General features: G+C 71.8%; 12 protein-coding genes. 2 read left to right on the forward strand and 10 right to left on the reverse strand.

Features of this window, described 5'->3' with window-relative positions; genetic code table 11:
* Positions 1-32: 32 nt before the first annotated feature.
* A complete protein-coding gene (locus ABD269_RS06980) occupies positions 33-1790 on the reverse strand; it encodes an outer membrane protein assembly factor BamB family protein (protein WP_344116971.1) in 1758 nt (585 codons plus the stop codon).
* A 399-nt stretch (positions 1791-2189) separates the two neighbouring features.
* Between ABD269_RS06980 and ABD269_RS06985 the strand changes: the two genes are divergently transcribed.
* Together ABD269_RS06985 and ABD269_RS06990 are read left to right on the forward strand one after the other, a co-directional pair.
* Positions 2190-4700, forward strand: a complete 2511-nt coding sequence (locus ABD269_RS06985) for an ABC transporter permease (protein WP_344116972.1) — start codon at positions 2190-2192, stop codon at positions 4698-4700.
* Positions 4701-4919: 219 nt separating this feature from the next.
* Positions 4920-6716, forward strand: a complete 1797-nt coding sequence (locus ABD269_RS06990; protein ID WP_301886920.1) for an ABC-F family ATP-binding cassette domain-containing protein — start codon at positions 4920-4922, stop codon at positions 6714-6716.
* Positions 6717-6771: 55 nt separating this feature from the next.
* Here ABD269_RS06990 and ABD269_RS06995 read toward each other — a convergent pair whose 3' ends face one another.
* The 9 genes from ABD269_RS06995 to ABD269_RS07035 form a co-directional block, all read right to left on the reverse strand.
* A complete protein-coding gene (locus ABD269_RS06995; protein ID WP_344116973.1) occupies positions 6772-6963 on the reverse strand; it encodes a DUF397 domain-containing protein in 192 nt (63 codons plus the stop codon).
* Positions 6960-7769 carry a helix-turn-helix domain-containing protein gene (locus ABD269_RS07000; RefSeq protein ID WP_344116975.1) on the reverse strand — a complete coding sequence of 270 codons (810 nt, stop codon included), beginning with the start codon at positions 7767-7769 and terminating at the stop codon, positions 6960-6962. Before ABD269_RS07000 ends, ABD269_RS06995 begins: the two co-directional genes overlap by 4 nt.
* Positions 7770-7877: 108 nt before the next feature.
* Positions 7878-8792: a 4-(cytidine 5'-diphospho)-2-C-methyl-D-erythritol kinase gene (locus ABD269_RS07005; protein ID WP_344116977.1), complete on the reverse strand. Its 915-nt coding sequence runs from the start codon at positions 8790-8792 to the stop codon at positions 7878-7880.
* Positions 8793-9172: 380 nt separating this feature from the next.
* The gene (gene rsmA, locus ABD269_RS07010) at positions 9173-10045 is read right to left on the reverse strand and encodes a 16S rRNA (adenine(1518)-N(6)/adenine(1519)-N(6))-dimethyltransferase RsmA (protein ID WP_301886915.1); all 873 of its coding nucleotides are present in this window, start codon (positions 10043-10045) and stop codon (positions 9173-9175) included.
* Positions 10042-11532, reverse strand: a complete 1491-nt coding sequence (locus ABD269_RS07015; RefSeq protein ID WP_344116978.1) for a resuscitation-promoting factor — start codon at positions 11530-11532, stop codon at positions 10042-10044. The genes rsmA and ABD269_RS07015 overlap by 4 nt, the downstream gene beginning before the upstream one ends.
* A 98-nt stretch (positions 11533-11630) precedes the next feature.
* Complete coding sequence (locus ABD269_RS07020; protein WP_344116979.1) at positions 11631-12548, reverse strand: TatD family hydrolase; 918 nt, start codon at positions 12546-12548, stop codon at positions 11631-11633.
* A 33-nt stretch (positions 12549-12581) separates the two neighbouring features.
* Positions 12582-13034 carry a hypothetical protein gene (locus ABD269_RS07025; RefSeq protein WP_301886909.1) on the reverse strand — a complete coding sequence of 151 codons (453 nt, stop codon included), beginning with the start codon at positions 13032-13034 and terminating at the stop codon, positions 12582-12584.
* A 161-nt stretch (positions 13035-13195) separates the two neighbouring features.
* The gene (rsmI, locus tag ABD269_RS07030) at positions 13196-14074 is read right to left on the reverse strand and encodes a 16S rRNA (cytidine(1402)-2'-O)-methyltransferase (RefSeq protein WP_301886908.1); all 879 of its coding nucleotides are present in this window, start codon (positions 14072-14074) and stop codon (positions 13196-13198) included.
* Positions 14075-14146: 72 nt separating this feature from the next.
* The gene (locus tag ABD269_RS07035; protein WP_301886906.1) at positions 14147-14992 is read right to left on the reverse strand and encodes a DMT family transporter; all 846 of its coding nucleotides are present in this window, start codon (positions 14990-14992) and stop codon (positions 14147-14149) included.
* Positions 14993-15129 lie beyond the last annotated feature (137 nt).

A 15129-nucleotide genomic window follows, 5' to 3' on the forward strand; every position in this document is an offset into this window, starting at 1 on the left:
ACTTCCGGTACCGGCCGTTCCGCACGGTGGGATCAGTTCCCGCCGAAGACGCCCAGCAGATTCTCGCGGTCCAGGCCGAGCGACCGCTTGTGGACGTAGTCCGAGCCGAGGAAGAGCCGGCCCTGCGCCCACAGTCCCTCCTTGAACTGCGGCGAGAGGTCCTGCTCCAACTTGGCCGAGTCGTCGGCGTTCTTCAGCAGCACATCGGCCTTGTACGTCTTCGGGTCGATGCGCAGCACCTGCCCGCCGCCCTTGTACGTAGCGTTCTGGTAGCCGATCGCGTAGCCGTCCTTGTCGGTGCCGAGCGGGGTCAGCTGGGCACCGGGCACGCCCTCGGTCTTGCCCTTGGTCTGGCCGCTGGCCAGGTCGAAGGCGACGATCTCGTTGACCTGGCCGGGCTGGTCGGAGTCGCCGGAGGCGTGCTGCTTGGTCGGCAGGTAGAGCGCGTCCTTGGTGATGGAGACCTTGGTGCAGCCCTCGACCTCGGTGGCCGGACACTTGGGCTCGTAGGTGCCGTTGCCCGTGGAGATCTTGGACTTCAGCCTGCCCTCCTTGGCGCTGTCGTCGATCACCATGAAGTCCGAGGCGCCGTTGCCGGTGGAGTCGCCCGCGGAGACGGCCACGATCAGCGGGTCGGTGGACGCGATGTGCGGGTAGTTGAGGCCGGACGGCATCTTGTACTCGGACTTGACCGCACCCGACTTGGGGTCGAGGGTCTGGATGCTGAGCTGCGGCCGCTGGTAGTCGCCGCAGCGGCGCACGGCGACGAGCTTGCCGCCACCGCCGTAACCGGCATCCTTGCAGTCGTCGCCGTCGGCCTTGGGCTTCCACAGCTCCTTGCCGTCGTCCAGCGACCAGGCGGCGCCGCCACCGATGCCGCCCGCGGCGACGGTGCCGCCGCCGATGGTGACCTCGCTGAAGGTGAGGTCCTTGTCACCGGTCTTGGCGGACTTCTGCCAGAGCTTGGTGCCCTTGTTCAGGTCGAGGGCGACGACCTGGGTGCAGGGACCGCCGTACGGCTTGTCGTCGGTCTGCTTGCCGTCGCTGACCAGGATGACGGCCTTGCCGTCGGCCGTGGCCTGCGGGTTGGCCCAGCAGATCGCCCCGTCGACCGGGATCTCCCACTTCTTGCCGCCGGACAGGCCGTAGCCGGTGACCTTGTAGACGTCCGCCTTGGCGACGACCTGGTCGGTGGCCCACAGGCCCTTGGCGCTGACCATGTCCTTGACGTCCTGCTGGGGCACGCTGAACAGCAGCTTGCCGTCGACGGCCTTGGGCTTGGGACCGCTGTCGCCGCCCTTGCCGCCGCCCTGGGTGTTGCTGCTGTCCTTGCCGGCCGTGTCGTCCTTGCCGCCGCCCGAGGTGGCGTACCAGATGCCACCACCGACGACGAGCGCCAGCGCGACGGCCGCGGACACGATGATCGCCATGCGCTGCTTGCCACGGCCGTTGCCGCTGCCGGGGCCAGCCGGGCTGGGCGGACCGGGCGGGTACGCGCCGAAGCCTTGACCGGGCGCGCCGAATCCCTGACCGGGCTGGGCGGGGCCGGGCCGGCCGGGGTAGCCGTAGCCGGGCGGCGGGCCCTGGGGTGCGCCCTGCGGGGGCGGCGGGGTCGCCGGTGCCCCCGGCGGGGGCGGCGGGGTCTGCGGGTAGCCGTACCCCGGCGGCGGGACCTGCGGCGGCTGCTGGGGCGGGTAGCCGTACGAGGGGTTCGGCGCTCCGAAGCCTCCGCCCGGCGGCGCCGGGGGAACCCCTGGCGGCTGGTTGGGCGGCTGGGGCGGCTGTGACATCAGCTTTCCTCTTTACGCGGGTGCGGCGTCCGGCCGGTCTCCCCCGCGCTCCCGGTGGCCGAAAATGACCGAAAATCCACCGGGAAGGAGCGAATCGGACGCGCATCCCGCCAGTCGGGCGGCAGGCGAGCGGATGTCTTTTGTATCACCAGATTCCGAGGTGACAGACGCGGATTGGGGGTTTGCGGCAGGCCGTGACGAGACCGTTGCGCGCTGCTCTTCTGCGGCGCTTTCCGGCCAGGTGCGACGAGCCCGCACCCGACAGAACAACCGCACCCAGCGGAAGAGGTAGGGATAGCCCCACCCCCCATCGACCCGCTGCTCCCATGTCACGGAGCGTCGTGTCTCCCTAGCGTGGAGCCGTAACCCGGACAGTGGGAAAAAGGGGCGTGGCCGTCGATGATGGGGAAGCTCGCAGCGCGTTCGCTGCGGTATCGGATCGGTGGTTTCACCGCCACGTTCCTCGCGCTCTTCATCGGCGCCACGCTGGTCATGGCGTGCGGCGGTCTCATGGAGACCGGCATTCGCAACAACGTCCCGCCGCAGCGCCTCGCGGGCGCGCAGATCCTCGTCACCGGTGACCGTACGCATGTGGTGCAGACGGGCAAGAAGCACAAGAAGAAGACCACGCCGCTCCCCGAACGGGTCGGGCTTCCGGCCGGGTCGGCCGACAAGGTGCGGGCCGTGCCCGGGGTGCGTACGGCCGTCGGGGAGCGCACCTTCGACGCGGCGGTGCTCGGCGGCGGGGAGCCCGCGAAGGCGGAAGCGCACGGGTGGGAGTCCGCGGCGCTCACGCCGTACGCGCTCTCCTCGGGCCGCGCGCCGGCCGGCGGAGAGGTCGCCCTCGACGCCGGGCTCGCCCGCCGCGCGGGGGTCGGCCCGGGGGGCCGCGTACGGATCGTCGCGCACGGCGGCTCCGCCGAGTACCGCGTGAGCGGTGTCGCGACCGCGCGAAACGTGCCCCGGCCCACGCTGTTCTTCTCCGCTTCGGACGCGGCCGCGCTCTCCGGCCGGGCGGACTCCGTCGCCGACATCGCGGTCACCCTCGCGCCCGGCGCGGACCTCGGCACCGTACGCAAGGGCGTCGCCGAGGCCCTCGCGGGTCAGCACGTCACCCTGCTGACCGGCGACGACCGGGGCGCCGTCGAGCACCCCGAGGTGCTCCAGGGCGGCGAGGACCTGATCGCGCTCTCCGGGGCCGTGGGCGGACTGGTCGTGCTGGTCGCGGCGTTCGTCGTGGCCGGAACCGTCGCCCTGTCCGCACAGCAGCGAAGCCGGGAACTCGCCCTGCTGCGGGCGATCGGCGCGAGCCCGCGCCAACTGCGGCGCATGCTGCTGGGCGAGACCCTCATGGTCATGGCCTTCGCCGCCGCGGCGGCCTGGCCCGCGGGACCGGTCGCGGGGCGGTGGCTCTACGACACGCTGGTCGACAGCGGCATGATCGCCGAGACCGTCGAATTCAGCCAGGGCTGGATCCCGGCCATGCCCGCGTACGGGGCGCTGCTGCTGACCGCCGTGGCCGGCGGGCTCCTCGGCAGCGCGCGGGCGGTCAAGGCCAAGCCGGTGGAGGCGCTGGGCGAGGCGGCCGTGCAGAAGGACCGGCTGCATCCCGTACGCGTCGTCGCCGGGCTGCTGTTCCTCGCGGGAACGGCCGCGCTGGCCCTGGTCACCTCGCTCGTCCTGCACGGCCCGATGGCCGCCAGCACGGCGGGACCGACGGTGATGTGCTGCGCGATCGCGCTGGCCCTGCTGGGCCCGTGGTTCACCAAGGCGGTGACCGTGCTGCTCCACTGGCCCGTACGCCTCCTGACCGGCGCCCCCGGCAGGCTGGCGGCGCTCAACTGCCGTGCCCGTGCGGCCAGGATGGCGGCGGTCGCGACCCCGGTCATGCTGGCCAGTGGCATCGCCACCGGCATGCTCTACCTCCAGACCACCACGGCCGCCGCGACCGACAAGGCGTTCACGGAGAACCTGCGGGCCGACGCGGTGATCACCTCGGCGGCGGGCGGCGTGGACCCGGCGCTGCTCGACCGGGTGCGCGCACTGCCGGGTGTCACCGCGGCGAGCGCGTACGTCACCGGCACCGGCTACACCGAACCGCACGACAGCGACGAGCCCAAGAAGGGCCTGCCCCTGCAGGGCGTCAGCGCGGACGGCGTCGCACAGACCCTCGCGATCACCCCGAGCGCGGGCAGCCTGACCGCTCTGCGTGGCGCGGCGGTCGCGCTGCCGGAGAGCGTCGCGCACCGGATCCACCGCGGGGTGGGCGACGCGATGCGGCTGCAGCTGGGCGACGGGGCCGTCGTGGACGTACGCGTCGTCGCCCTCTTCAAGGGCCGCGAGGGCTTCGAGACGGCGCTCACCAGCGCGGAACTGCTCGCTCCGCACACGACCACGGGGCTGCCCACGCAGATCCTGGTCCGGGGCGGGGCCGGAGCGGACCTCGCCGCCGTGGCGGGGCCGGGCATGAAGATCAGCGGCCGCGACGCGGTGACCACGGCCCACGCGCACGACAGCCGGACCCAGGCGTCGGTCAACTACCTGATCATCGCGATGCTCGTCGGCTACACGGTGCTCTCCGTCGTGAACACGACCGCCGTCGCCGTGGGCTCCCGGAAGGGGGAGTTCGCCCTCCAGCGCCTCACGGGCGCGACGCGGGGGCAGGTGCTGCGGATGATGACGGTGGAGGGTGCGCTGGTGGCGGTGGTCGGGCTGCTGCTCGGGACCGTCGCGGCGGCGACGACGCTGGTTCCCTTCGGAATGGCGGTGTCGGGATCCTGGCTCCCGTCGGGCCCGGCGTCGATCTTCATGACGGTGGTCGCTTCGGGGCTCGGCGTGACGTTGGTCGCGACGCTGGTGCCGGCGTGGGTGGCGCTTCGTTCCCGGCCGGTGGAAGCGGCGGGCGTGTAGGGGCGCGTCCTCAATCGCCGGACGGGCTGAATTTCCAGCCCGTGGGGGCACCTCCCAGCGGTAGCTGGGGGAGATTGAGGACCGGGGTCTGGGGCGGAGCCCCAGTTTCGGGAAGGGGCGGGGTGGGGGAAAGCCCGCCGCAGGCGCGACGGACCCGCACCAGACGGCGCCGACTACCCTGGGAAGCCGATCACCCATAAGCGCAAGAGCAGGAGCGGAATGGCCACCAACCTCGTCAATCTGGAAGCCGTCGAAAAGGTGTACGGCACCCGTGCACTCCTCGACGGCGTCTCCCTCGGTGTCAATGAGGGTGACCGGATCGGCGTCGTCGGCCGCAACGGCGACGGCAAGACCACGCTCATCCGCATCCTCGCCAAGCTGGAGACCGCCGACAAGGGCCGCGTCACCCACGCGGGACACCTGCGCCTCGGCGTGCTCACGCAGCACGACTCCCTCGACCCGAAGGCCACCGTCCGGCACGAGGTGATCGGCGACATGGCCGATCACGAGTGGGCGGGCAACGCCAAGATCCGCGACGTGCTCACGGGGCTGTTCGGCGGGCTGGACCTGCCCGGCTTCGAGCAGGGTCTGGACACGGTCATCGGCCCGCTCTCCGGTGGTGAGCGGCGCCGGATCGCGCTCGCGAAGCTGCTGATCGCCGAGCAGGACATGATCGTCCTCGACGAGCCCACCAACCACCTCGACGTCGAGGGCATCTCCTGGCTGGCCTCCCACCTGCGGGCCCGCCGCTCGGCGCTGGTGTGCGTCACCCACGACCGCTGGTTCCTCGACCAGGTCTGCACCCGCATGTGGGACGTGCAGCGCGGTGACGTCCACGACTACGAGGGCGGCTACAGCGACTACGTCTTCGCCCGGGCCGAGCGCGAGCGCATCGCCGCGACCGAGGAGGTCAAGCGGCAGAACCTGATGCGCAAGGAGCTCGCCTGGCTGCGGCGCGGCGCCCCGGCGCGTACGAGCAAGCCGCGGTTCCGCATCGAGGCGGCCAACGAGCTGATCGCCGACGTGCCGCCGCCGCGCGACACCGCAGAGCTGATGAAGTTCGCGAACTCCCGGCTCGGCAAGACCGTCTTCGAGCTGGAGAACGTCTCCGTGCAGGCCGGGCCCAAGGAGCTGATCAAGCACCTGACCTGGCAGCTCGGCCCCGGCGACCGCATCGGTCTCGTCGGCGTCAACGGCGCGGGCAAGACCTCGCTGCTGCGCGCGCTCGCCGAGGCGGCCCGTACGCAGGGCGAGCGGCAGCCCGCGGGCGGGAAGATCGTCGTCGGCAAGACGGTGAAGCTCGCCTACCTCTCGCAGGAGGTCGGTGAACTCGACCCCGCCAAGCGGGTCCTGGAGGCCGTCCAGCAGGTGCGGGACCGCGTCGACCTCGGCAAGGGCCGGGAGATGACGGCCGGGCAGCTCTGCGAGAAGTTCGGCTTCACCAAGGAGAAGCAGTGGACGCCCGTCGGCGACCTCTCCGGCGGTGAGCGCCGCCGCCTCCAGATCCTGCGCCTGCTGATGGACGAGCCCAACGTCCTCTTCCTCGACGAGCCCACCAACGACCTCGACATCGAGACGCTGACCCAGCTCGAGGACCTCCTCGACGGCTGGCCCGGCTCCATGGTCGTCATCAGCCACGACCGCTACTTCATCGAGCGCACCACCGACCGCGTCTACGCCCTGCTCGGCGACCAGGCCCTGCGGATGCTGCCGCGCGGCCTCGACGAATACCTCGAGCGGCGGCAGCGGGTCATCGAGGCTGCGGTTCCCGCTGCCGCTCCGGTGCCCCAGAAGGTCTCCTCGGCCAGTGACTCCCGCGCGGCGAAGAAGGAGCTCCAGAAGATCGAGCGCCGCCTCGACCGCATCAGCGACCAGGAGACGAAGCTGCACGCGAAGATCGCGGAGCAGGCGACGGACTTCTCGGCGGTGGCGAAGCTCGACGCGGAGCTGCGCGAGCTGGCGGGGGAGCGCGACGAATTGGAGCTCCGCTGGCTGGAGTTGGCGGAGGACGCGTAGTTTTTTGCCGGAGTGGGTGCGGGTGCGGGTCCGCACCCGCACCGAAGGCGGCGGCCTACGCTCCGGCCGTGGTGGCGGCGTAGGTTATGAAGGTTTCCCAGGCGTGGGGGCCTATGGTGATTCTGGGGCCGTCCTTGCGCTTGGAGTCACGTATGTGGACGGCGTGGGAGAGGGCGGCAACTTCGACGCACACGCTGCCCTCGGTGCCGCTGTAGCTGGATTTGAACCATGCCAGCTCGGTGCTCATAGTTCTTCTGCCACCCTTCTGATGAATCGGGCCGAGTCCACTTCGTCGAGAGCGCGCATGCGGATCATGGGATGGCGCTTCCTCAGCGCACTCGCCCTCTCCGGGTCCGCGTGCAGCATGCTGCCCACCTGCGCCTCTCCGTAGCAGTAATGCCTGTGGTCGGAAGTCTCCAGCAGGATGAACGGGCCATCGATCCCCGGGACGGCACCTTGCCCAATGCCCAGCACTTGGATCGATACGTTGCGCAACTCGCCGACTCCCACGAGGTGGTGGAGTTGCCCCCTCATCACTTCGGGGCCACCCACCATGCCCCTCAACGCAGCCTCGTGGATCACGAAACTGAACAGCGTCGTCGTCTTCTTCAGCAGCTCCCGGCGCTCCAGACGGGCAACCACTCGCGCCTCGACAGTGTTGTCGTCCACAGGCGGGCAGTGACTGGACATGAGAACGCGCGCATACTCCTCGGTCTGCAACAGGCCGGGGATGAGTAGCACTTCGTACCAGTCGAATGCGATCGCTTCAGCCTCGATGGCCATGTACTCGTCCGTGCGCACCAGAGCCCGATCCGGCTCCAGATACGGATGCGCGGCCACCAACTTCCCCTTCGCGCCGCACATTTCGTCGGCGATCTCAAGGAGATGCCTGGTCGGCCGCCGCCTCCCCTGCTCCATGGACTTGATGGTTTCCGGCCCGTACCCCGCCTCTTCCGCGAGCTCCTCGCGAGAGACATTCGCTTCGGTCCGCCACAGCTTGACCTGGTTTCCGGACAGCCGCCACGCCATCGGCGGCTGGGAGAGTTCGCCCATCACGGCACCCTTGCCCTTCGTACCTCTGTCGGTACCAACGGAGGCTAGGCCGGGCAAGCCGCATACAAGCCCAATTCGAAGGAATTCTCCCCGCACGGGTGAACGGGGTTACAGCACGGTCGCACCCGCCACCGGTCCGGACGTAACGCGTACGGCCCGGCACGTACCGGAGGCGCTGAGCGCGGCAGCCACCTTCTCCGCGGATTCGGCGTCCTGTACCAGGAATGCCGTCGTCGGGCCCGAGCCGGAGACCATCGCGGCCAGCGCGCCCGCTTCCGTACCCGCCGACAGCGTCGCGGTCAGGGAGGGGCGCAGGGAGACCGCCGCGGCCTGGAGGTCGTTGGAGACGGAGGCTGCGAGGGCCAGCGGATCGCCCGTGCGGAGGGCTTCGAGGAGGGCGGGCGAGGGCTCGGGGTCGGGCACGTCGGCCGACGTGGCGCCCGTGCCGGAGGCGACCCTCAGGCGGTCGCACTCGGCGTAGACGGCCGGCGTGGAGAGCCCGCCGTCGGCGACGGCGAAGACCCAGTGGAAAGTGCCGCCCACGGGGAGGGGCGTGAGGATCTCGCCCCTGCCACGCCCGAGCGCCGCCCCGCCGACCAGGCTGAACGGCACGTCACTGCCCAACTCCGCGCAGATGTCGAGCAGTTCCTCTCGGGGCGCGCCCGTGCCCCACAGCGCGTCGCAGGCGAGCAGCGCGCCCGCGCCGTCGGCACTGCCGCCCGCCATGCCGCCCGCGACGGGGATGTCCTTCGCGATATGGATGTGCACCCTGGGCTCGCGGCCGTGGCGCGCGCCCAGGGCGAGCGCCGCGCGCGCCGCGAGGTTGGTGGCGTCGAGGGGAACTTGCGCCGCGTCCGGTCCCGCGCAGGTGATCGTGAGCTCGTCGGCCTCGGTGACGGTGATCTCGTCGTACAGGCCGACTGCGAGGAAGACGTTGGCGAGGTCGTGGAATCCGTCCGGGCGCACGCCGCCCACGGCGAGCTGGACGTTGACCTTCGCGGGTACGCGGACGGTGACGGTCACGGGTGGGCTCCTCGGGTCGGTGGCGTGGCGATGTTACGACGGCCCCTGGGGGCCGGCCCGTTCGGGTGCGGGTGGGTTGGCGCCTGCGGCGGGCTTTCCCCCACCCCGCCCCTTCCCGAAACCGGGGAGACCCCGGACCCCCAGCGCCCTGCGGGCGCGTCCTCAATCGCCGGACGGGCTGGATCCGGCGGAGGGGGTGGGGCCGGAGGGTGGGGTTCTGGAACGCGGTGCGTCGTCACGGCACGCAATACGCCTCACCGCACACGCACCGCGTTCCAGGTTCCCGGCCCGGAGGACCCGCCCCCGGTCCAGCCACCACCCCAGCCCGGCCGGCGATTGAGGCCACCCCACCGAAAGCACGACACACCCGCACCCGACGGCTACTGCTTGTGCTCCGCGATCGCCACGAACTCGTCCACCGTCAGCGCCTCGCCGCGCGCCTGCGGCGAAACACCGGCGGCGACCAACGCCGCCTCCGCCGCCGCAGCGGACCCCGCCCAGCCGGACAGCGCTGCGCGCAGCGTCTTGCGCCGCTGCGCGAACGCCGCATCCACCACCGCGAAGACCTCCGCCCGGCTCGCCGTCGTCTCGATCGGCTTCTCACGCCGCACAAGAGACACAAGCCCGGAGTCGACATTCGGCGCAGGCCAGAAAACATTCCGCCCGATGGACCCGGCCCGCTTCACATGCGCGTACCAAGCGGCCTTCACCGACGGAACGCCGTAGACCTTGGAGCCGGGGGCGGCGGCGAGGCGGTCGGCGACCTCGGCCTGGACCATGACGAGGGTGCGCTCGATGCTGGGGAACTGCGCCAGCATGTGCAGCAGGACGGGGACGGCGACGTTGTACGGCAGGTTGGCGACGAGCGCGGTGGGCGCGGGGCCGGGCAGCTCGGTGACCTGCATGGCGTCGCTGTGCACGAGTGCGAAGCGGTCGGCACGGGCGGGCAGCCGGGCGGCGATGGTCGCAGGGAGGGCGGCGGCGAGCACGTCGTCGATCTCCACGGCGGTGACCCGGTCGGCGGCCTCCAGCAGGGCGAGGGTCAGCGACCCGAGCCCGGGTCCGACCTCGACGACGACGTCGTCGGGCCGCACCTCGGCGGTCCGGACGATGCGCCGGACCGTGTTGGCGTCGATCACGAAGTTCTGGCCGCGCTGCTTGGTGGGGCGTACCCCCAAGGCTGCGGCCAGCTCGCGGATGTCTGCGGGGCCGAGCAGGGCGCCGGAATCGTCTGTGCTGGGGCTGGAGCTCACCCGTGAAGTTTACGGCCGCACACGGGCCACGGGCTCGCCCCCCGGGAGACGTACAGCTTCTTGGCCCGGAAGGTCTGCTCGGAGGCGGGCGCGTCCTGGGGCCGGCCGGCGCCGCCGAGGGACTGCCAGGTGTGGACGTCGAACTGGTAGAGGCCGCCGTAGGTGCCGGACGGGTCGACGGCGTCGGGCCGCCCGCCGGCCTCGCACTGGGCGAGCCCGTGCCAGTTCAGGCCCTCGGCGCCCTGGACGCCGGTGGGGCGGGGCTTGGTGCCGACCTTGACGATCTCGGTGCGGGGTTCGCGGACGGTCTCGGCGCCGATCTTCTTGGGCTTCTGCTTGACGCCGTTGACGATGCGCAGCGCGTACGTGGTGCGTTCGACGCCCTCCTCGCCGCGCTGGGTGACGACCTCGGTGCCCTTGTAGAGCGTGGGGTCCTCGTGGCGCTCGGTGTCGAATTCGATGGGGGTCTCGCGGACCTCCTCGCTCCCGGTGATCCGCATGACGGAGATCGTCTGGCCCTCGCGGGGGAAGCTGTCGGGGTCGACGGAGGTGGTGTCCTGGCCGTGCAGGCTGATGCCCGCCGCTTCGACGGCCTCGTGGACGGTGGCGGCGTTGGTGCGGATGGTGCGTTCGCGGCCGTCGGCCATGAAGGTGACGGTGCGCTCGGTGCGCACGTTCAGGTCGAGGCCGTGGCGGGAGATGGGGGCGGTGCGGGCGGTGGAGAGGTACGCGCCCTCGGCCCGGACGCCGAGCTCGCGGAGGGCGTCGTCGACGGTGCGGGCGGTGGTCCACACCTGGTGGTGCCGGCCGTCGAGGGTGAGGGCGACGGGGCGCCCGTAGCGGACAGTGATCTCGTCGCCCGCGGTGAGGTCGTGGTGGTGGCCGGGGGTGACGGCGTCGTGCGCGCCGAGGGCGACGTGCTGGTCGGCGAGGAGCTCGTCGACGTCGTCGGCGAAGGTGTGCAGGGTGCGGGTGGTGCCCTCGACGTCCAGGCGGACGGTCTTGTCGGAGGCGACGAAGGAGGACGTGCCTCCGGCGAGGAAGGCCACGACGAGGGCCTGGGGCAGCAGGCGGCGCAGGGCGTCGGGGCGTTCGCCGGTCCGCTTGCGGCGCCCGGCGGCCCGGCGGGCGGCGGCGCGGTCGCCGCGGGGCGGCTGCGGGCCCTCGGGGCCGCCCGGGGCATCCGGGACGGCGGCGGGCTCGGCGGGCGCCTCCGGGGCCAGGGGCTGGCGTGGCAGGTGCGGCAGCTCCTGGAGGTCCTGCGGCTCGTACGGCCCGGCCTCCCGGGGCTCGGGCAGGAAGGGGTCGTAGGGGCCGGTGACCGGGGGGTCGTATATCCCGTAGCGGTCGGTGGGCTCGTCGAAGGGCCCGTACGGGGTGTAGGTCCCGTACGGCACGGCCGGCTCGTACGGGTCGTACAGGTCGTAGAGCGGTGCTTCCGCCGCACCGCGGCGTGCGGCACGGGGGCTGCCCGGTGCATGAGTCACGCGACACTCCCCTGGGTCGAGCTATCGGCCCGGGACTGTATCGGAGGGAGCGTCACTCTCCAAAGTCAGATTGTCACACTGTGTCGCACACCCATGCGTCAGTAACCGAACGCCCTTGCGGTGTTCTCGGCGACCGCCGTGGCCAGGGCGTCCTCCGCGATGCCGCGGTAGCCGGCCATCGCGCGCAAAGTGACCGGAATGAGGTACGGCGCATTGGGCCGTCCGCGATACGGCATCGGGGTCAGGAACGGCGCGTCGGTCTCCACCAGGATCCGGTCGAGGGGGGCCACGGCGAGTGCGTCGCGCAGGTGCTGGGCGTTCTTGAAGGTGACGTTCCCGGCGAACGACAGGTAGTAGCCCGCCTCGGCGCAGACCTTGGCCATCTCGGCGTCGCCGGAGTAGCAGTGGAAGACGACCTTCTCGGGCGCGCCCTCCTCCTCCAGGACCCGCAGGACGTCGGCGTGGGCCTCGCGGTCGTGGATGACCAGGGCCTTGCCGTGGCGCTTGGCGATGTCGATGTGGCGGCGGAAGGACCGCTCCTGGGCGGCCATGCCCTCCGGGCCGGTGCGGAAGTAGTCGAGGCCGGTCTCGCCCACGCCGCGGACGTGCGGCAGCGCGGCCAGTGCGTCTATGCGCTCCAGGGCCGCGTCCAGGGCGGCGTCGCCGCCGGGCTCGCGGGCGCCCTGCCGGGACCAGCCGTCGGGGTCGCCGAGCACGATGCGGGGGGCTTCGTTGGGGTGCAGGGCCACCGCGGCCCAGACGGCGTCATGGGCGGCGGCGGTCTCGGCCGCCCACGTGGAGCCCGCCACGTCGCAGCCCACCTGGATCACCGTGGTCACGCCGACGGACGCGGCCTTGGCCAGGGCGTCCTCGACGGAGTCGCCCTGCATGTCCAGATGGGTGTGGGAGTCGGCCACGGGCACCGCCAGCGGCTCCGGGAGCGGCGGAGGGACGTCCTTGTCGTTCTGATTCCGCTTGCCGCCGGAGTTGCCGCTGTTCGATGCTGTCGCCGCCATGCACGCGATTCTAGAGATCGCGGCGGACCGGGCTCACTTCCGGTGGTGGAAGGGGTGCAGCAGGTCCGACAGGTGCCAGTGGTGCTCGGCGTGCTCCGGAGTCTCCTCGCCGGACTCGGCGGGCGCGGCCGCGGGGGCCTTGGCGGTGACGGGCACGGCCGAGTTGGCGGGCCGGTGCAGCACCTCGGCGATCTGGGAGACGCGGCCGGACCGCATGATGCGCACGACGTGCTCGCCGCAGTTCTCGCAGGTGGGGTTGGTCAGCGGGGACGGCACGCGCTGCCCGTCCGCGTAATAGATCACGAAGGGCCGACCGTCGGCGTCCGTGTGGTGCTGGATCTCGTACGACTGCTCCCAGCCGTGTCCGCAGCGCATGCACGCGAAGGCGTACGACTCGTGCGCGGGCTCGGATGTGCCCTGCGCGGGCACCGGGGGCCGGGTGGCTATCGGCCGGACACCGCTCGAGGTTCCTGCGATCTCGCTCATGGCAGCTCCTCTTGTCCTGAGGACAAGTCTCTCCGGGATCGGACGTCCCACGTACAGGGAACGCCCTTCCCGGCGAAGACGCACCAGGCCTGTCCCGAATTGGGGCAAACTTGGCGGCGCACTGTCCAAAGTGCCTGGCAGCGAGGCCTAAGCTTTGCTTTTCACGATAGCCCTTTACCCTCCGATGGGCCCTGCTGGGCGGCGTTTTTTGCCGCTACGACGGCATCGAACACGTCTCGTTTGGGTAGGCCTGCTTCCGCAGCCACGGCCGCGATGGCCTCCTTGCGGCGCTCCCCCGCCTCCTCGCGCACCCGCACCCTGCGCACCAGCTCGGAGGCGTCCAGATCCTGCGGGCCGGGCTCGGCGGCGCCCTCCACCACGATGGTGATCTCGCCGCGCACGCCCTCGGCCGCCCAGGCGGCCAGCTCCTTCAGGGGGCCGCGCTTGACCTCTTCGTAGGTCTTGGTCAGCTCGCGGCAGACCGCGGCCCGGCGGTCGGCGCCCAGCACCTCGGCCATGGCGGCGAGGGTGTCGTCCAGCCGGTGCGGCGCCTCGAAGTAGACCAGCGTCCGGCGCTCGTCCGCGACCTCGCGCAGGCGGCCGAGCCGCTCGCCCGCCTTGCGGGGCAGGAAGCCCTCGAAGCAGAACCGGTCCACCGGCAGGCCGCTCACCGCAAGCGCCGTCAGCACCGCGGAGGGGCCCGGCACGGCCGTGACCTTGATGTCCTTCTCCACGGCCGCGGCGACCAGGCGGTAGCCGGGGTCGGAGACGGAGGGCATGCCCGCGTCGGTGACCAGCAGCACCCGCGCGCCGCCGACCAGCGCCTCGACGAGCTCGGGCGTACGGGCCGACTCGTTGCCCTCGAAGTACGACACCACCCGGCCGGTGGTGTGCACGCCGAGCGCCTGGGTGAGTCGGCGCAACCGCCGGGTGTCCTCGGCGGCGATCACCTCGGCGGCGGCGAGCTCTGTGGCGAGCCGCGGGGGTGCGTCCGCGACGTCACCGATGGGGGTACCTGCGAGTACGAGCGTTCCGGTCACGGCTCCATCCTCTCAGGGTCGGGGCCACGTCTCGTCCTCACGCCGGACGGGCCGGTTTTCCTGAGGCGGTCGTCAGCCCGTGAGCATCAGGCCGATGCCCACCACCATCAGGCCCGCCGCGGCGATCCGCGGGCCTCCGAAGCGTTCCTTCAGGACCACCGCGCCGATCGCCGCGCCCACGATGATCGAGGATTCGCGGAGGGCGGCGATGGGCGCGAGCTCGGCGCGGGTCTGGGCCCAGAGCACCAGGCCGTACGCGAAGACGGACAGCAGGCCGCCCAGCAACCCCCGTACCGCGTAAGGGCGGAGCGCGGTGAGCAGGTCCTTGCGGACGGACAGCGCGTACGCGGGGATCGCGAGGCCTTCGAGGATCATCAGCCAGGCGATGTAGCCCAGCGGTGAGCCGGACGCGCGGACGCCGAGGCCGTCGACAACCGTGTACGAGGCGATCGCGAGGCCCGTGGCGAGCGCCGCGGTGATCGCCGGCCAGTGCGGTCGCGTACCGCTGCCGCGGATGCCCCACAGGGCGACGCCGACCAGACCGGCCGAGGCGACGGCGACCCCGGCGAGCTGCCATCCGTTCGGCACCTCACCGGCGAAGGCCGCCGCGAGCGCGGTGACCGCGAGCGGCGCGCTGCCGCGGGCGATCGGGTACATCTGCCCGAAGTCGCCGAGCGTGAAGGACCGCATGAGCAACAGCTGATAGACGACGTGCACCACGGCCGAGGCCACGAGGTACGGCCACGCGCCCCCGGCGGGCGCCGGTGCGAACGGCAGCAGGACGAGCCCGCAGACCGCACCACCGCCGCCCACGAGCGTGAAGGCGAGCAACTGGTCCCTGATGCCGTGGGCGATGGCGTTCCAACTGGCGTGGGTGACGGCGGCGATGAGGACAGCTGCGGCGACGACCGGGGTCATGCGGGTGTGTTGGACGGGGGGTTCATGGTGGTGACGTTAGCGGCGCGTGTTGGGGCGGCGCTGTTGTACGGGTCACCCTCCGGGTGCGGGTCCGTTTCCGCCTGCGGCGGGAGCGCCCTGCGGGCGCGGGGGGGGGG

Origin of the sequence: Streptomyces blastmyceticus (assembly GCF_039521185.1) — a bacterium.
Taxonomy (GTDB): domain Bacteria; phylum Actinomycetota; class Actinomycetes; order Streptomycetales; family Streptomycetaceae; genus Streptomyces; species Streptomyces blastmyceticus.